The organism is Campylobacter sp. RM9328, from assembly GCF_012978615.1.
The window spans coordinates 1-16,177 of the sequence record NZ_LIWF01000011.1; the positions used below are offsets into that span (position 1 = coordinate 1).

At 34.5% G+C, this 16,177-nt stretch carries 19 protein-coding genes and 1 other RNA gene; 10 read left to right on the plus strand and 10 right to left on the minus strand.

Going from position 1 to position 16,177, the window contains the following annotated elements:
• Both CCAL9328_RS07810 and CCAL9328_RS07815 read left to right on the plus strand, forming a co-directional pair.
• Nucleotides 1-1,342: flagellin B (locus CCAL9328_RS07810; protein ID WP_170000401.1), on the plus strand; the 1,342-nt coding region annotated here is incomplete at its 5' end.
• Between the two features lie 401 nt (nt 1,343-1,743).
• Nucleotides 1,744-1,887 carry a hypothetical protein gene (locus CCAL9328_RS07815; protein WP_170000402.1) on the plus strand — a complete coding sequence of 48 codons (144 nt, stop codon included), beginning with the start codon at nt 1,744-1,746 and terminating at the stop codon, nt 1,885-1,887.
• Between the two features lie 188 nt (nt 1,888-2,075).
• On the opposite strand, the gene CCAL9328_RS07820 is transcribed toward CCAL9328_RS07815, so the two are convergent.
• From CCAL9328_RS07820 to CCAL9328_RS07830, 3 genes are read right to left on the minus strand one after another with little or no spacing between them, the layout of a single operon-like run.
• Complete coding sequence (locus tag CCAL9328_RS07820) at nt 2,076-2,705, minus strand: IMPACT family protein (RefSeq protein WP_096014761.1); 630 nt, start codon at nt 2,703-2,705, stop codon at nt 2,076-2,078.
• On the minus strand, nt 2,696-3,271 hold the full coding sequence (rsmD, locus tag CCAL9328_RS07825) for a 16S rRNA (guanine(966)-N(2))-methyltransferase RsmD (RefSeq protein ID WP_236842806.1): 576 nt from the start codon (nt 3,269-3,271) through the stop codon (nt 2,696-2,698). Before rsmD ends, CCAL9328_RS07820 begins: the two co-directional genes overlap by 10 nt.
• Nucleotides 3,261-3,605, minus strand: a complete 345-nt coding sequence (locus CCAL9328_RS07830; protein ID WP_096014763.1) for an ornithine carbamoyltransferase — start codon at nt 3,603-3,605, stop codon at nt 3,261-3,263. Before CCAL9328_RS07830 ends, rsmD begins: the two co-directional genes overlap by 11 nt.
• 155 nt (nt 3,606-3,760) lie before the next feature.
• Between CCAL9328_RS07830 and CCAL9328_RS07835 the strand changes: the two genes are divergently transcribed.
• Genes CCAL9328_RS07835 through CCAL9328_RS07850 form a run of 4 tightly spaced genes read left to right on the plus strand, consistent with a single transcriptional unit; the run spans nt 3,761 to nt 6,597 of the window.
• Entirely contained in the window at nt 3,761-4,135 is a 375-nt protein-coding gene (locus tag CCAL9328_RS07835) for a flagellar protein FlaG (protein WP_096013358.1), read from the plus strand.
• A 2-nt stretch (nt 4,136-4,137) separates the two neighbouring features.
• Nucleotides 4,138-5,997 carry a flagellar filament capping protein FliD gene (gene fliD / locus CCAL9328_RS07840; RefSeq protein ID WP_170000403.1) on the plus strand — a complete coding sequence of 620 codons (1,860 nt, stop codon included), beginning with the start codon at nt 4,138-4,140 and terminating at the stop codon, nt 5,995-5,997.
• Nucleotides 5,998-6,007: 10 nt separating this feature from the next.
• The gene (fliS, locus tag CCAL9328_RS07845; RefSeq protein WP_096013360.1) at nt 6,008-6,385 is read left to right on the plus strand and encodes a flagellar export chaperone FliS; all 378 of its coding nucleotides are present in this window, start codon (nt 6,008-6,010) and stop codon (nt 6,383-6,385) included.
• The gene (locus CCAL9328_RS07850) at nt 6,382-6,597 is read left to right on the plus strand and encodes a hypothetical protein (protein WP_096014765.1); all 216 of its coding nucleotides are present in this window, start codon (nt 6,382-6,384) and stop codon (nt 6,595-6,597) included. The genes fliS and CCAL9328_RS07850 overlap by 4 nt, the downstream gene beginning before the upstream one ends.
• Here the strand turns inward: CCAL9328_RS07850 and rnpB are convergent.
• Nucleotides 6,595-6,917, minus strand: an RNA gene (gene rnpB, locus CCAL9328_RS07855) — RNase P RNA component class A. The two genes, CCAL9328_RS07850 and rnpB, sit on opposite strands and share 3 nt — an antisense overlap.
• A 150-nt stretch (nt 6,918-7,067) precedes the next feature.
• On the opposite strand from rnpB, the gene CCAL9328_RS07860 reads away from it, so the two are divergent.
• Nucleotides 7,068-8,003: a cytochrome-c peroxidase gene (locus tag CCAL9328_RS07860; RefSeq protein ID WP_096014766.1), complete on the plus strand. Its 936-nt coding sequence runs from the start codon at nt 7,068-7,070 to the stop codon at nt 8,001-8,003.
• Nucleotides 7,990-9,789 carry a methyl-accepting chemotaxis protein gene (locus CCAL9328_RS07865; protein ID WP_096021816.1) on the plus strand — a complete coding sequence of 600 codons (1,800 nt, stop codon included), beginning with the start codon at nt 7,990-7,992 and terminating at the stop codon, nt 9,787-9,789. The genes CCAL9328_RS07860 and CCAL9328_RS07865 overlap by 14 nt, the downstream gene beginning before the upstream one ends.
• Before the next feature lie 386 nt (nt 9,790-10,175).
• Here CCAL9328_RS07865 and truD read toward each other — a convergent pair whose 3' ends face one another.
• From truD to CCAL9328_RS07880, 3 genes are read right to left on the minus strand one after another with little or no spacing between them, the layout of a single operon-like run.
• A complete protein-coding gene (truD, locus tag CCAL9328_RS07870; protein ID WP_170000404.1) occupies nt 10,176-11,318 on the minus strand; it encodes a tRNA pseudouridine(13) synthase TruD in 1,143 nt (380 codons plus the stop codon).
• Entirely contained in the window at nt 11,296-12,114 is an 819-nt protein-coding gene (locus tag CCAL9328_RS07875; protein WP_170000405.1) for a thiamine-phosphate kinase, read from the minus strand. The genes truD and CCAL9328_RS07875 overlap by 23 nt, the downstream gene beginning before the upstream one ends.
• On the minus strand, nt 12,093-12,473 hold the full coding sequence (locus CCAL9328_RS07880; protein WP_096016487.1) for a type 1 glutamine amidotransferase family protein: 381 nt from the start codon (nt 12,471-12,473) through the stop codon (nt 12,093-12,095). The genes CCAL9328_RS07875 and CCAL9328_RS07880 overlap by 22 nt, the downstream gene beginning before the upstream one ends.
• A gap of 93 nt (nt 12,474-12,566) precedes the next feature.
• Here CCAL9328_RS07880 and CCAL9328_RS07885 point away from each other — a divergent pair, with 93 nt between their 5' ends.
• Nucleotides 12,567-12,944, plus strand: a complete 378-nt coding sequence (locus CCAL9328_RS07885; RefSeq protein ID WP_096016486.1) for an HIT family protein — start codon at nt 12,567-12,569, stop codon at nt 12,942-12,944.
• A gap of 63 nt (nt 12,945-13,007) precedes the next feature.
• Nucleotides 13,008-13,574, plus strand: a complete 567-nt coding sequence (locus tag CCAL9328_RS07890; RefSeq protein ID WP_096021819.1) for a YceI family protein — start codon at nt 13,008-13,010, stop codon at nt 13,572-13,574.
• A gap of 40 nt (nt 13,575-13,614) precedes the next feature.
• Here CCAL9328_RS07890 and CCAL9328_RS07895 read toward each other — a convergent pair whose 3' ends face one another.
• The 3 genes from CCAL9328_RS07895 to galU all read right to left on the minus strand — a co-directional run bounded on the left by CCAL9328_RS07895 (nt 13,615) and on the right by galU (nt 16,166).
• Nucleotides 13,615-14,052: a Dps family protein gene (locus CCAL9328_RS07895; RefSeq protein WP_096014772.1), complete on the minus strand. Its 438-nt coding sequence runs from the start codon at nt 14,050-14,052 to the stop codon at nt 13,615-13,617.
• 82 nt (nt 14,053-14,134) lie between these two features.
• Nucleotides 14,135-15,349, minus strand: a complete 1,215-nt coding sequence (locus tag CCAL9328_RS07900; RefSeq protein WP_170000406.1) for a glucose-6-phosphate isomerase — start codon at nt 15,347-15,349, stop codon at nt 14,135-14,137.
• A complete protein-coding gene (gene galU / locus CCAL9328_RS07905; RefSeq protein ID WP_096013371.1) occupies nt 15,336-16,166 on the minus strand; it encodes a UTP--glucose-1-phosphate uridylyltransferase GalU in 831 nt (276 codons plus the stop codon). Before galU ends, CCAL9328_RS07900 begins: the two co-directional genes overlap by 14 nt.
• Nucleotides 16,167-16,177: the final 11 nt, after the last annotated feature.

Genomic DNA, 16,177 nt, shown 5'->3' on the forward strand with positions numbered 1-16,177 from the left:
AGCTGATAAAGCTATGGATGAACAGATTAAAATACTAGATACTATTAAAACCAAAGCTATCCAAGCAGCTCAAGATGGTCAAAATAGTGATTCTAGAAGAGCTCTTCAAAATGATATTAGCAGACTTCTTGAAGAGCTAGATATGATAGCTACTACTACAAGCTTTAATGGCCAACAACTCTTAAATGGTAACTTCTCTAATAAAAACTTCCAAATAGGTGCTTATAGTAATGAAACAGCCAAAGTAAGCATAGGTGCTACTAACTCAAATACAATTGGGCATACTAGGTTTGAGACTGTGTGTAATGCTGTAACTTCCGTGATTTCAGATATGGCTTCAGTACAAATAAAACTCAGTGGTATAGATGGCTACCCTAATGGTTATGAATTTCAAACAATTGATAAAGCGACTTTTCTAGTAGACGGCTACAAAGCAATTGCTGAAATGATGAATGGTGTAAGTGATAAAACCGGTGTAAAAGCGACCGTAAATAACACTCAAGTTATGTCTAACGCCGTAGAAGCTGGTACATTGCAAGATTTAACAATTAATGGCGTAGCAATTGGTAATATTACCGTAAAAGCTAACGATAGCGATAACGCTTTAATTGCCGCAATTAACTCTAAAAAAGATGAAACTGGCGTAGAAGCTAGCTTGAATAATGGCCATTTAGTATTAGCAGCTAAAGATGGTAGAGCTATAAGAATTACTACTAAATTATCTACAACGGCATCTATTATAGGTGTAAGTGGAGCATCTCAAGGTACAAGCACAGAAGGATCAGCTTATTTAGGTCAGTTAACTTTTGTCCGCCAAGATGCTAGAGATATTAAAATAGGTATTCAAGGTTTATCTGCTACTGTAACGAATTTTAGCGCTGCAATGATCACAAATGCATCTATAGCATCTCAAGCTTATAATCAAACTTCAGTTAATCTTAAATATATGAATTCTGGTACAATTAGTTCAACTCTAGCTAAAGCTATGGGTTACTTTGATGGTGGTGCTTCAGTAGCCGGTATTGGATATGGTGATCAAGCTGGTGGGGTAAATACCTATGGTGGCGCTCAAGCTATGGTGGATGTAGCAGAATCAGCTAGAAAAACTTTAGATAAACTAAGAGCAGATCTAGGTTCAGTCCAAAACCAATTAGTAGCAACTATCAATAACATAACAGTTACCCAAGTCAATGTCAAATCAGCTGAAAGTCAGATAAGAGATGTGGATTTTGCTAGTGAGAGTGCGAATTTCTCTAAATTCAATATCCTAGCTCAAAGCGGTAGCTACGCTATGAGCCAAGCCAACGCCGTCCAACAAAATATTTTAAGATTGTTACAATAATTTAAATTTTATACTTCGCAGTGGAGCAAAGCTCCACTTTGCGACCAAAGTTAAAATATTAAAAATATTTCTTTTTTAAGCGGGAAGGGGAGCGCTTTTTTGGCAGATGAGTAGCATAGTTAAACGATATAAATTATCGTTTGCGACACTACGAAGGATAGTAGCATCTTGGCTTCCCTCTTAACATTCCAAATTTTCGCCGTCGTTTCATCTGCAAGATAAAACGCCTATTGCGAAAATTTTGTAAAAGCCTTTCAAGGTGCTGTGCTAAACACAGATTTAACTAATTTTATTAAAAACTCTTTTGAGTTTTTAATAAATTTTAAATTTACTAAAAAAGATTTGGGGTGGATAATTGGAGGTACCCCACGCAAGTGGGGCTTTAGTGCGGGGTCAAGCCGATGGGGCTTGCCGCAAACGGCGACTTGTTGCCGTGCGGAGTTAAAATAGTTTGCTACTTTAGCACGGACTTTGTTCGTGCGTTAAAAGTAGGTAAAGATAAAAGCGATTTTTGGCAGCTGAGTAGCGTGAGAAATAAACGATAGAAATTATCGTTTAGCTATACTACGAATGATAGTAACATAATGTCCTTTTTAAAAGAAATTCGGAATAATAAACATCTAATAATAAAAAATTAACTTATAGATATTTCAAATTCCCTAAAATTCAAAATAATAAATAAAATCAAAATAAATAAATTTGTTAATTTTTACAATTTTCACCACAAAATTATTTAAGATATTTGATTATTGTAGAAATTTTTTGCTATAAGGGGTAATGCGTAATAGACAACGCCAGATATCTCATATTCAAAGGCAAATTCATATAAATTAGCAAATTCATCGCTACTTAGGCTAAATTCATACACACATCCAGAATCGTTATAATTTCTATTTGGGTTTAACTGAAATTTATCTATATAGTGATCAAATCTAGCTAGTAGCGCAAACGGCACAAAAAGTATAACTATACTGCGTATCTCATATTTAATCAATTTTGCTTCATTGATAACCAAATTTGCACTACTTCCATACGCCCTAACAAGCCCACCGACACCAAGCTTTATCCCGCCAAAATACCGCACCACCAGCACAGCAGTATCGATCAAATTTGCCCCACGCAAAGCATCCAAACACGCAGGCCCAGAGCTACCTTTTGGCTCACCATCATCGCTAGAGTTTTCTACGATTTGAAAATATTTATTATAGTAGCGATATGCCCATACGATATGTGCGGCTTTTGGGTTTTGCTCTTTTAATCTTGCTCTTAAACTCTCAAATTCGCTAAATGGGCAGATATAACTAGCAAAATTTGATTTTTTGATATATTGCTCGTGGCAATAGCACTCTTTGACTATATACATTTTGAGTAGTAACTTAGGGTTGTATTGCCAAATTTACGGCTTTTATATAAATTTAATTTGCCTATTGTTTGTGGGGTAGTATGGGCTGATATATGCTCGATTATAGCGATATTTACATCTATTTTAGATAGCATTTTATAAATTTTAGTATAAATTCCATCAAATCCATCTCTAATATCAAATGGCGGATCGATATAAAGTATAGTATTTTGCTCTATATTTTCGCTAATTATCTTTGGGGTTAGCTCAAATGTATCGCCATTGATAGCGATCAAAGCTTCATCATTTAAAGTGGCGAAATTTGATTTTAGGATATTAAATGCCGCCCTATCAAGCTCAATGGCATAGGCTTTTTGGGCGTGATTACTCACTGCGGTTGCTGCCATCAATCCGCTACCGCCAAATAATTCGATAAATACAGAGTTATAAATATCATTTTGTAAGCTATTAAATACTGACTCTTTTACTATAGATTTGGTGCTTCTAGTAGTGGATAGGCTTGGTAAATTTAACTTTTTGCCCTTATATTTACCGCTTGAGATAGTAGTAAATAGACTATTTTTCATATTCATCTTTTATTATTTTTATTAGATCAGATTTAAATTTATCCACCAAATCGCTAATTCTACGCTCTAAGCTAGTAAGCTCACTTGGCTGGATTTTGCCACTTATTTGCATCGCTGAATAGAACTCACCTAAGGTGTTTAATAGCGTTTCTTTATTGAAAGGCACACGAAGATATGGGGAGTTATCTTCTATTACAAAGACTGGTTTATTGCCCTTAGATGGTCTATCACTAACGATAAAATCACAATCTTTTCTAGTTGTTACACTTGAACCTAAAAATAGCCTTAAACTCTCAGCCAACAAAAGACATTCACAATCAATACAAACTCTCATCACCCTACTCCTTAATAAGGCTAAAATATTATCAAAATATCTCTAAATTTGGTATAAAATTTGCTTTTAAAACAGATAAATCTATAAATATACTATAAATTTTGGTAAATTTCAGCCGATTTATCATCTGATTAAATTTACCAAAAGGATGTAAAATGGAAATTTTAAAAGTAGCAGCCCAACAGCAAATGGATACTTACAGCACTCAAAATACGCAATCACAGTTTAATACCCAAACAAGAGAGGTGGAAAATTTAAATCTACAGCAAGACTCTGCTACACAAAATCGAGCTAATGAGAGTCTAACAAATGAGCAAATTCAAGATATTTTAGCCAAGGCTAATGAGAATCTTAGCTTGCTAAATACAAATATTAGATTTGGTTATAATGACAAGATTGATAGTATGTTTATAAATGTTACTGAAAAAGATACCGGAAATATCATCCGCAAAATCCCAACAGAACAAGCAATGAAGCTCACAGAGCATTTTAGAGATATAATCGGTATGATATTTGATAAAAAGGAATAAAAATGGCAATCAATACTGAAAAATCACAATTAGGCGTCGGTAGTGGCAATATCCTAAGCTGGGATACTATAGATAAACTCAAAGAAGCAGATACAAAGGCTCTAATCACGCCATTAGAAACAGAGATACAAAGCAATCTAACCAAACAAAAGGATCTAACCGCTATCACCACGCTACTAAGCACATTTAAATCAAATGTATCTAATCTAACTGGTGATAGCACATATCTAAAGCGTGAAGCTAGCACAAGTGGTAGCGGTAGCGTCTCAGTATCAGTAAGCTCTGGTGTAGCGGAGCAAGAGTTAAATCTAAGTGTAGAGCAGTTAGCTAGTCAAGACTCATTTCAATCTAAAAAATTTAGCTCAAGAACTGATAGTGTATTTACTCAAGATGTTAGCTTTGGGATTAGTATCGGTGGTAAGGATTATGTGATTGACGCAGATTCTACTACTACGCTAGAGCAATTGGCTGAAAAGATCAATGAAGCCACAGATGGCAAAGTCCAAGCTAAAATTTTAAATGTCGGCGGAGATGAGCCATTTAGATTGATTATCCAATCAGCCGAAACTGGAGAGGCAAATAAAATTGGCTTTTATAGTATTACAAATTCAAGTAGCAGCAATACAAGCTCTGATAGTACTCTAGAAGCTTTAGGATTTTATTTTGATAAATCTAGTGGAAGCGGAGAAAAAGATAGCTACGGCAATGAGATTAATAGATTAACTCTAAAAGATCCTAATAGCTTAAGTGATGATCAGAAGAAAAACGCCGGCTCTCAAATCGCCACAGCACAAGATGCTAAATTCAAATATAACGGCATAGATATCACTAGAAGCTCAAATAAAGTTGAAGATCTAATCTTAGGTGTTAGCTTAACTCTAAATAAAGTAGATAAAGCTGGTGAAAGCACAAATTCATCTATCAAGCAAAGCACCGAAGGGATACTAGAAGATATCAAAGCGATGGTGGATTCTTTCAACTCATTAATGAATAATATAAATGAAGCTACCAAATATGATAGCGAAACTGGCCTAGCTGGGACATTTCAAGGTGTAAGAGAGATAACTTCTATATCAAGCGATCTAAATAAGATTATAAATGGCGTAAGTAGCGATGGTAAATCCTTAGCTAGTTTTGGTATCACAATTACCGAAGATGGGCTTTTAACCATAGACTCAACTAAATTAAATGATATGATAACTACAAATTTTGATGAGTTTAAAAATTTCTTTAGCTCTGAAACTAAATTTACCAATGTCACCGCAAGAGGGGATAAAAAAGTAGAATGGGGCGATGAGATAAAAGGCAAATTAACTATAAATGGCGTAGAAATAGATATCAATATCCCAAAAGATTATACCGCCGGTAGCACTGGTGGTAGCACTGGTGGCACAGGAGATGAAAAAGATAAGAAAAACGCCCTATTAAAAGCCATCACCAACGCATCTGGCCTAAGCAATATATCAGCCTCATTTGACAAAGATGGAAAACTAGTCTTAAAAGGCTCAGGTGGCACAAATATCGAGATTAAAGGTGATTCAACATTTTTAGAGAGTTTAGGCTTAAAAGAACAGAAATTAGAGGGCAAAACAGAAGTTGTGGGTGGATTTTTCAAAGGTTTAAATGATACGCTAAATGGTCTAATCGGCACCAATGGCACCCTAACAAAATATGGAGAGAGCTTAACAAGCTCACACAAATCTCTAACCGAAAGCAAAGAGAAAAGACAACAAGAGCTAGATACCAAATACACCACAATGGCTGAAAAATGGTCGCAATATGATGTCCTTATATCTAAACTAGAAACTCAAATGAGTACCGTAACTCGTATGATCGAGGCGGCAGCTAATGCTAACAAATAAAGGAATACCAATGCCATCATCTAACGCCGCTTATGCGGCTTATAGCCAAAATAACATGGGGATTGACTCCCCACAAAAGTTAGTAACTATGCTATATGAGGGAATTTTACGCTTTATATATAGAGCCAAAAAAGCGATGGATTCTGGTGATATAGAGAGTAAGGTGCTATTTTTAAACAAAACAAATGCGATATTTTTTGAGCTAATGAATTCGCTAGATATGAGTCAAGGCCAAATCAGTGAGTATCTCCAAGGGTTATACGGCAGACAAATTCAGCTAATCTCTGAAGCCAATATCACAAATGACCAAAGCAAATTAGACGAAGTCGTCCATGTAACAAGAGAGCTTTTAGAAGCGTGGAGAGATGCAACAAAGGATGATAAATGAATTGGCTCAATGATTTTAAATCTGCTTTAGTAAGTGAGAATTTAGATAGGATAGAATACCTTATAAACAACTATCCACCAAAGCTAAGCCCAGAAGAATTAGAATGTACCGCATCGCTTTTAAAGGGTGCGATCGAGTTATTTAAAAAAAAGCAAAAAGAGCTTGAAGTAGAGCTAAATAAGGTTAAAAAAGCTAAAAAATATGATTTTTAATGCGGTGCGATTATAAGCCGAGTTCTGTTATGATGATCATTTATCTAGATTTGATTTTGGATCAAATTCAAGCGAAGGGTTGAATATAAGACTCCAAACCACCCCTTCTTGCTGCGAGTTGGGTTTACATAGCTGCTAATATCTCTATTAGCACTGGTGGGCTCTTACTCCGCCGTTTCACCATCACCACTTGCGTGGTAGTTTGCTTTCTGTTGCACTATCCCTTGAGTTGCCTCAGCCACCCGTTAGGTGGAACTCTGTCTTATTGCAGCTCGGACTTTCCTCAAGACTATAAGCCTTGCGACCATCCATCGCACCGATTTGTAATTTTACCTAAAAATAACTTAAATTTACTATTAGTTTTTTTATTTGTTTTAATAAATTTTATAAGATTTTAATTCAATTTAAGGCATAATTTTAACTTTTAAATTTAAATTTTTAAATTTAGTTTCACTGTATAAGGAGATAAGATGAAAAGAGCGATAATCATAGCTTTATCAGCCTTGACAATATGTAATGCTCAAACTGAGATAAATCAAAATCAGATGATTACGCCTATTCCTGATAGTATCCCATATAACAAAGAAAAAGCAATGCTAGGAAAGCAGCTATATATGGATACTACACTATCAGCAGATGGGAAAGTTTCGTGTAATACCTGCCACGATACAAAGACCTTTGGTGTGGATAATCAAGTATTTTCAACTGGTATAAATGGAGTTATGGATACTCCTTTTAACTCGCCAACTACATTCAATGCGGCATTTAATTTCGTTCAATTTTGGAATGGCAGAGCTAAAGATTTAGCTGATCAAGCTAGAGCGCCTTTTACTAATCCGCAAGAGATGGGACTAAATGATGAAGCTGAAGTTATAAAGATAATAGAGCAAAATCCTGATTATAAAGCTAAATTTAATGAAATTTATGGTGAAATAAATATGGATAATATCACCGATGCCATAGCTGAGTTTGAAAAGACATTAATCACCCCAAATGCTCCATTTGATAGATACCAAAAAGGCGATGAAAATGCCATTAGTGAAGCAGCAAAAAGAGGCTGGAATGCCTTTAAAACTAATGGTTGCGTAGCTTGTCATCAAGGTCAAAATATCGGTGGGACAATGTATCAAAAGATCGGAATTTTCGAGCCATATCCAAATCAAGAGAATTTGGGTCGCTATGAGATTACAAAGGTAGAATCTGATAAAATGGTCTTTAAGGTCCCAAGCCTAAGAAACATAGCCAAAACAGCCCCATACTATCACGATGGTAGCATTCCTACACTTGATGCGTGCGTGCAATTTATGGCTTATTATCAATTAGGCAAATTCCTAGATCAGCAAACAGTAGAAGATATAGTCGCATTTTTAGAGAGTTTAACAGGGGAATATAATGAACAATTCTAGAAAAATCACTTTTTTAAAGCAGTTTATCGCACTTACTGTGCTTGTGTTGGTATTTATTTTTATTCTTTTGGTATTTATTTTTAATAATTATAGATCCGCTCTAAAAAATGAAAAGATAACAATGGCTACGCAACATCTACAAATTTATGATCTACAAATCGATCATGTATTCAAAACTAGATTTAATTTCATAAACTACGACCAAAGCGTAATCAATAGCAATAAATTTAGAGAAACTTTAAAATATTTAGCCACTTTGGATGTAGATGCTAATATGCTAAGCTCAATATCTAAATCATTTGAGGATAAGCAGATACAATTAGAGAGATTTAAATCAGCAAATTCAATCGCTATAAACTCAAAAGCATATCTATTCACTCTAAGCCACGATATAGATAAATTAGTAGTGGCAAACCCAACTCCAGAAAACCTAGCTCTATTAGAGGCGATGGATCAAATCTTAGCCATTGTATCAACTCAAAATATATTGGCTAAAGATGTTTTAGATACGCTTAATGAGCTTGTTAAAAAGGTAGATCAAGCTAGATTAGATGATAGTGAGCTATTAAATTTATTTAAAAAGCACTACTCTATGATGTTAAGCCAAATCAGCGTAATGCTAGATAACTCTACCCTATACCTAAATCAAGAGCTAAACAAAAAATTAACCAAATTTGAAACCATAATCGCAAATCAAATAGAAGAAAACAACAAAAACCAACTATATATCTCAATTATAGTATTTGGTGTAACCTTGCTTATATTTGCGTTATTGATATATTTGACACTTGTCAAAGTAGTTATCCCAACTAAAAATCTAGAATCGCTTAGCTCAAATTTAGCAAGCAACAGAGCAAATCTTAACTCTCGCTTAAAAATAGACCCAAAAAGCGAATTAGCCACTAGTGCTGGATATATAAACAAATTTATTCAAATAGTCCAAAACTCCGTTCTAGAAGCGATCGATAGTGCAAATAGCAGTCATAAAAACTCAATCTCTTTACAACAAAACGCACATAAATTAAAAGAGAACTCACTTCACCAACACGAACAAGTAGCAAGCGTACAAAAATTGACAATCTTACTAAACGACACTATAAATTTAAATAAACAGCTTGCCAATGACGCTACGGCCAATATGCAAGATCTAAAAAATCTTATGAATACCGTAGAAAACACGCTTTTAGAGCTTATAAAATTAATAGAAGTAAGTAGCCAACAAGAGAACGAAGTGGTAACAAATATGGATCAACTCGTCCAAAGCGCAGATACAATCTATAGCGTGACTAACTCTATTAAAGATATCGCAGACCAAACCAACCTTCTAGCACTAAATGCAGCTATAGAAGCTGCTCGTGCTGGTGAGCATGGTAGAGGCTTTGCCGTGGTAGCTGATGAAGTCCGTGCCTTAGCTGAAAAAACTAGCAAATCACTAGGTGATATCAATATCATAGTCCAAACCATAGTCCAACAAGTAAATAACAATAAATCGCTAATGGATGATATCCATCTATCAATGGGCAATACATCATCCAAGGCCGCAGATCTCAAAAATGAGATAGTCCATTCAATCAACAAACTAGACTCTGGTATCAAATCTACCAAAACAGTAGAAGAAAAATCCAACGACGCTAAAGATAGAATGGCGATGCTAAATAACAATATAGATAAAGTCAGCACCGCAGCTACTCAACTCACAGAATTAGCCACTCAAATAGAGTCTTCATCAGATGAAATCTTAGATAGTGCTACCAAACTTAACAACAAACTATCAAGCTTTAAATAGAATTTAGCAGAGAAATCTGCTAAATTTACCTTTGTGATTTAATCTAATTTTATTTTGAATTTATACTTTATATTTTTAATTTGCGAATTTTGGATTTAAAATTATACTTTGAAATTTGAGATTTATACGTTTAACTTATTTTAAAATTTAGTATTTCGGAATTTATGGTTTTGGAATTTTTAATTTTAATGATTTGGATTTGAAATTTTAAATTTGTGGATTTTGGGATTAAATTTTTGGTTTTAAAATTTAAATTTCTGGTTTTGAATTTTCACTTTGGATTTGTGAATTTGGAATTTAAGATTTTGTAATTCAAGATTTACAAATTTAAGTTATTTTAAAATTCCAAATTTCATAAATCAAAAATTCCAAATTTGCAATTTAAATCACAAATCCCCACCATCAAATATCTCTCTACCTAAAATCTCACGCAACAAAATTGTAGCATAACAACCCTTTTGTAGTGTAAAACTAAGGCTAAATTGAGCATCTTCTTCATTATAACTATACTTCATATCATCAGCCCAAACCCAGTTAAATCGCCTTGAACCACTCATAAGATTAGCAAATTCCATATTTTGAGCTATAATCTCCCTTTCTATCTCTTGTGCTACCCCACTTGACTCATAAGCCTTAAATCCCATAAGCAACCCACAACTAGTGCGATCTCTTTGGATAAATTTTTCAACTTCTAAATCCAAATTTTCACACAAAAAAAGCTTACCAAATGGATAATGCCCCATTACTTCACCGCAAATTAGCTTAAAAAACTGCTTTTGGCGTTTTAAATTTTTGATAGTGTCAAGGTCAAATTTATAAATCTCACTCAACTCCCTAACGCTAAAACTATCGCAAAAACGACTTATCTCCACACGCTTGCTTAAAATGCGGTTAAAAATCTCACTTTGATACGCACTAATCAAAAAATCTCTAAGCTTTGGATTATATCTTTTTAAGGCTTTTTTATCACCTTTTGAAATTGCGATTAATAGCTCTTTGGCTTTTAGATAGTTATCAGCGAATTTACCAAATCTTTGATAGCCAAAGTAGTTAGCAAAGCCACGACTATCAATCAAATTTATCGCATTTTCTAGCTTTTTTGCCTCGCTTGGCAAGACCTTTTTAAGGCGGATAAAGAAGTGATTGCCCTTTAGATGGCCGATTCTTAGCTTATTATTGTGATAAATTGTCTTTATTATTTTGATATTTGGGTGAGTAAAATTATTGATTTGGCTTTCAAATTTTGATGGTATCGATATAAATTGCGTAGTCATCCCATCTTTATCCTTTAATCCAGCATAGCCAAAATCTCTGATTTTTGCCCCAGTAGCAGATGAGAATATACTTAATGCTTCAAAGGTGCTTAAGCCCTTTTTTTGAATCTCTATCATTAGATGTTCGCCACTTCCGCTAAATTCATATAATGGAATTTCACGCACGACAAAATCGCTTGAATTTTTACTAAAATAGGCATTAATCGGTGCGTGAGTAGTGGTAAGCAATGGCTTAAAAATGGCTGAATTTTCCATGGAATTTTGCCCTTTCGTTTATAATTTTACCTAAGATATTTAGCTTGATTCTAGATATTTTGGCTTGGTTTAATACCCTTTTGAGATTTCTAGGTGGGACGACGATTAGCATCTCATACTCTTCGCCACTGATAAACTCAATTTTAGATAGCTTTTTAGCAAATTTCACCGCTTTATTGCCTGTGATTTTGGCTAGATCGCTTGCTAATCCATCGCTGATATCCATACCAGATCTAAGCCACTTAGCACTATTTTTGATAAACTCAAATCTCAAATTTGGCTTTACAAAGCGTGAATTTGAGCCTATTTTACCACCATTTAAAAGCGTTTTAAGCCCCTTTAATGACTCGCCCAATCTACCAGTATAACAGACTATATCCCCTACTTTGGCCCCATATCTGCTTAATGGTTTTTTAGCATTTAAATGAGATATTATCGTTAGGCTAATTATCAGTTTATCGCTTGAAATCGTATCACCGCCGATTATTTGAGTGTTAAATTTCGCCGCAGTCTCTTTAAGACCGTTGCTTAACTCTTTGATATATTTGTTACTTAAATTTCTAGGCAATCCAAGCCCTAATAGAGCATACTTTGGTGTAGCATTCATCGCTATTGCGTCGCTTAAATTTACTATCATTGCTTTTGAGCCAATCTGCTTTGGGCTAAGCCAATGCGATTTAAAATGGATATCCTCAACAAACATATCCTTGCTATAAACCATATCGCCGATTACGGCACCATCATCGCCATTTAGATTGTTAGCAAAATACGATATTACGATCTGCTCTTTATCCACTCTAAAATCGCCTTTGATGATCTAAATTTAACCCCGTTAAGCTTAGCTCCATCTAAAATTTTGCTACCATTATTTAATGATATTATATCTTTTGACTCTTCACTGCTTCTCATCCAGCTTAAAAATATACCATCATCAGCCCAAATCTCAGCGCCGCTCCCACCAGGAATAGCCACAATATCATAACCATATAAGCTCTCAGAGCTTATATGCATAGGAAGTCTAAGCCCTATCTCATCAGTAGCATCATCTCTAAAACCAATCACAACAAACTCAATCCCACACTTAACAAAAATATCATAAATTCTAGCAAAATCAAGGATATTTACACCATCATAAACTATTATACAACTTTTCATCTCATACCTTAATATTTTGCGTCATCTTATCAAAACTCCTATAAAATAGTGATAAATTTGGTATAATTTAGCAAATTTTATAAAGGTTAAATTATGATTTATAGCGATGAGTTTATCTATATTGAAGTTGAGCCAAATACCTTGCCATGGGTCAAAATCTTCACAAAGGGCGAATTTAAAGAGATTAGCCACTGCGATGATGATACTAGAAAAAGGCTATTTGAAGCAGCCTTAGAGTGTGAAAAAGCGATGATAGAGTTCTATAATCCTGATAAGATTAATTGGGCGAGTTTTGCTAATTATCTGCCTAGAGTTCATATACATATACAAGCTAGATTTAGAGATGATGAGTTCTTCCCTGAGTCATTATGGGGCAAAAAACAGCGAGATAGCGTGATAAGAGATATCAAAATTGATGAATTTAGCAAATTTTTAAATAGTAGATTACAAAGAGTTTTTAATAAAATTTAAACTATTTAATATATATTATTTTTAGCTAAATATAATCATTTTACAAACTCAAAAGGAGAAAATATGAAAAAACAAATTTTAACTTCAGTTGCGGCTTTAGGCTTGCTTTTTGGTGCGGCAAATGCGACAATTTATAGCGTTGATGCGGTTCATTCTAGTACAGCTTTTAAGATCAAACACCTTCAAGTTAGCAATGTCACAGGGACATTTAGCAAATTTAGTGGTGAGCTAGATATCACAGACAAAATCCCATCTAATCTAACAGCTACAATAGAAGTAGATTCTATAGATACAAATAATCAAGGTCGTGATGCGCACCTTAAAAAGGCTGATTTTTTCGATACTGCGAAATTCCCACAAATCAAATTCGCAATGAAAAGCTATGAAAAAAGCGGAGATGGTGAAGGCAAAATCAAAGGCGATTTAACAATTAGAGATGTTACTAAACCAGTAGTGCTAAACTATGAATTTGGTGGCGTAAGTAAAAACAAACAAGGCACCGAAATAGTAGGATTTAGCCTAGAAGGCAAGATCAAAAGAAGTGATTTTAACTTTGCGCCAGATTCTAGCACAGTGGCACTTGGTGATGAGATTAAACTAAATATCGAGATTGAAGCTGTTAAAAAATAATTAATTAGTAAAGCGGTTTTAAGCCGCTTTACACCTAAGATTACGCCAAGGTTGCTTTAAGCATCCAAATTTTCTTTTCTAATTTAGCGTAGTTTTCTTGAGCTATTGCTACTGTTGTATTATCATCAGCTTTTTGGGCTATCTCTTCTAGCTTTTTAAACTCAGCTACTAAGTATTCAAACGCAACTTTCAAAGCATCTATAACTTCTATAGCTGTGTAGTTATCTTTGCTAATTTTTGGTGCTTTAGCAATTTTTAGAAGTTCATCAGCTTTGGTGATAGCTTTACCGCCTATTTGGATAGCACGCTCTGCCATCTCATCATAAAGCTCTGCTAACTCATCATACTCTTTTTCTGTGTATTCGTGAATTGAGAAAAATTGTAGCCCTTTGACATTCCAGTGATAATCATGAAATGCTACAAATAGGCTATGAGCATCAGCTTGAAGTTGGTTTAGTTGTGTTACTACATTTTTCATTGTTGATCCTTTATTTTTAAGTCGCATAATTATACAGATAAATAGCTTAAAATCTGATAAATTAAATAATAAAATTTATTAATTAGAATTTATTATTATTTTCTAACAGCTTTTTAAGTATTCTCTTGCCTGTCTCAACACCTGGTTGGTCATAGGTATTAATACCAAGCATAACTCCCACCGCACTAGTAAGCAACTCATAATAATATATAAGCCACCCACAATGCCACTCATCTATCCTATCTAAGGCGATTTCATCAATGCTTATTAACTCACTAGCTAGGGCTTGTATGGTTGAGTGAGCTTGAGCGTTAAATATATCACTAATTGATTTAGAATTAGCAAAATCACAGCTATTTAAATACTCTAAACTCAAATTTGGCACCATGATATCGCTTTTATGATCTTTTATAGTTATGAATGTAACGGTTTTGTCTTTTATACCCTCCATTATAAGTTGTAAAAATGAGTGCTGATCCTTGCTACCTACTAATCCAACAGGCGTTAGGCCAACTCTTTTATAGCCACGCTTTTTACCAAGGCTCTCAGCCCATAGCTGAATATACCACTCATTAAAGCTAGTCAATCTATCACTATAACTAAACAAAACATTAATTTTAGCATTTTTGTGTGTTGCGTAGTGATAGGCCTTTTGTATGATTGTATCATCTCTGTTATGTAAATACTGCTCTTTTACGCTACTAGCACCATCTAGCAAGGCTTTGATATCAGCGCCACAAAGCCCAAGCGGAACCAAGCCAATAGCAGAGAGCACACTAAATCTACCGCCTACATTTTTAGGTATATTAAACACCATAGCATTTATGCTCTTAGCGTAGTTTTCCAAAGGGCTATCTGGGTCGGTTATAAATATAAAATTATTATGCTCTTTAATCTTAAATTTATCCAATAAATATTTATATATAGATATAGTTTCTATAGTTGTGCCTGATTTGCTAGATACTATAAAAATCGATTTTTGTGGGTTGATTTTGGCTGATTTTTGCTCTATGCTAAATGGGTCGAGATTATCTAAAAATATAAGCTCTTTTTTTAAATTTAACATATCATAAAGAGCCTTAACACCAAGAGAGCTACCACCAACGCCGATCAAAACCACACTATCAAAATCAGTATTTTTAATATTAGAAATAGAGCTTACTAGCTCATTTATCTCAAGCTTTGGTAGATGATAATAACCAATCTCTCCATCATTCATCTCATCATTAATGCGTCTTGTGTAGCTATTAATGCTACTTATATTTTGCTTATGAAATTGAAGTCTATTTTCTACCATTTTCACTCTCAAAAAAGAAATTTGTAGCCTCTACAAATCCACTCACACTACCACAATCAAATCTTCGCCCCTTAAATTTATAGGCCAAAACCATATTATTTTGAGCCTGTTTTAAGAGTGCATCTGTGATCTGTATTTCGCCATTTTTGCCTGGATTTGTATTTTCTATAATGTCAAAAATATCAGGAGTTAATATATATCTACCGATGATAGCTAAATTTGTAGGGGCATCCTTTGGGTCTGGCTTTTCTATCATATCATTTACCATTATCAAATCATCTTCTATAAATCTACCATCTACAACGCCATAGCTACTTACATTTTCTTTAGGTACTTCCATGACCGCAACTATGCTACAACGATACTTTTCATAGATTTTTACCATTTGAGAAAGCACATTTTCACCATCTTCATTTACACACAAATCATCAGCCAAAATCACCCCAAAAGCCTCATCTCCCACAAGCCCCTTACCGCTATAAATAGCGTCCCCAAGGCCTCTCATATGCATTTGGCGAGTGAAGGTAAAGGTACATTGATCCATAAGCTCTCTAATATCATTTAGTAGATACTCTTTGCTACTCCCTGATATCTGATGTTCAAGCTCATAACTTATATCAAAATAATCCTCCAAAGCTCTCTTTCCACGCCCTGTAACAAATGCCATATTACTCATACCAGCCTCTCTAGCCTCATCTACACCATAGTGGATTAAGGGCTTTGTAAGGATCGGTAACATCTCTTTTGGCAGACTTTTAGTCGCTGGTAAAAATCTAGTTCCATATCCAGCAGCCGGGAAAAGGCAGGTTTGTATCATTAAATAATCCT

What these genes read in the sequence shown, in the direction of transcription:
- CCAL9328_RS07815 (WP_170000402.1), top strand. Translation starts at nt 1,744, where the DNA reads ATGGGGCTTGCCGCAAACGGCGACTTGTTGCCGTGCGGAGTTAAAATA.
- CCAL9328_RS07820 (WP_096014761.1), bottom strand. Translation starts at nt 2,705, where the DNA reads ATGTATATAGTCAAAGAGTGCTATTGCCACGAGCAATATATCAAAAAA.
- rsmD (WP_236842806.1), bottom strand. Translation starts at nt 3,271, where the DNA reads ATGAAAAATAGTCTATTTACTACTATCTCAAGCGGTAAATATAAGGGC.
- CCAL9328_RS07830 (WP_096014763.1), bottom strand. Translation starts at nt 3,605, where the DNA reads ATGAGAGTTTGTATTGATTGTGAATGTCTTTTGTTGGCTGAGAGTTTA.
- CCAL9328_RS07835 (WP_096013358.1), top strand. Translation starts at nt 3,761, where the DNA reads ATGGAAATTTTAAAAGTAGCAGCCCAACAGCAAATGGATACTTACAGC.
- fliD (WP_170000403.1), top strand. Translation starts at nt 4,138, where the DNA reads ATGGCAATCAATACTGAAAAATCACAATTAGGCGTCGGTAGTGGCAAT.
- fliS (WP_096013360.1), top strand. Translation starts at nt 6,008, where the DNA reads ATGCCATCATCTAACGCCGCTTATGCGGCTTATAGCCAAAATAACATG.
- CCAL9328_RS07850 (WP_096014765.1), top strand. Translation starts at nt 6,382, where the DNA reads ATGAATTGGCTCAATGATTTTAAATCTGCTTTAGTAAGTGAGAATTTA.
- CCAL9328_RS07860 (WP_096014766.1), top strand. Translation starts at nt 7,068, where the DNA reads ATGAAAAGAGCGATAATCATAGCTTTATCAGCCTTGACAATATGTAAT.
- CCAL9328_RS07865 (WP_096021816.1), top strand. Translation starts at nt 7,990, where the DNA reads ATGAACAATTCTAGAAAAATCACTTTTTTAAAGCAGTTTATCGCACTT.
- truD (WP_170000404.1), bottom strand. Translation starts at nt 11,318, where the DNA reads ATGGAAAATTCAGCCATTTTTAAGCCATTGCTTACCACTACTCACGCA.
- CCAL9328_RS07880 (WP_096016487.1), bottom strand. Translation starts at nt 12,473, where the DNA reads ATGAAAAGTTGTATAATAGTTTATGATGGTGTAAATATCCTTGATTTT.
- CCAL9328_RS07885 (WP_096016486.1), top strand. Translation starts at nt 12,567, where the DNA reads ATGATTTATAGCGATGAGTTTATCTATATTGAAGTTGAGCCAAATACC.
- CCAL9328_RS07890 (WP_096021819.1), top strand. Translation starts at nt 13,008, where the DNA reads ATGAAAAAACAAATTTTAACTTCAGTTGCGGCTTTAGGCTTGCTTTTT.
- CCAL9328_RS07895 (WP_096014772.1), bottom strand. Translation starts at nt 14,052, where the DNA reads ATGAAAAATGTAGTAACACAACTAAACCAACTTCAAGCTGATGCTCAT.
- CCAL9328_RS07900 (WP_170000406.1), bottom strand. Translation starts at nt 15,349, where the DNA reads ATGGTAGAAAATAGACTTCAATTTCATAAGCAAAATATAAGTAGCATT.
- galU (WP_096013371.1), bottom strand. Translation starts at nt 16,166, where the DNA reads ATGATACAAACCTGCCTTTTCCCGGCTGCTGGATATGGAACTAGATTT.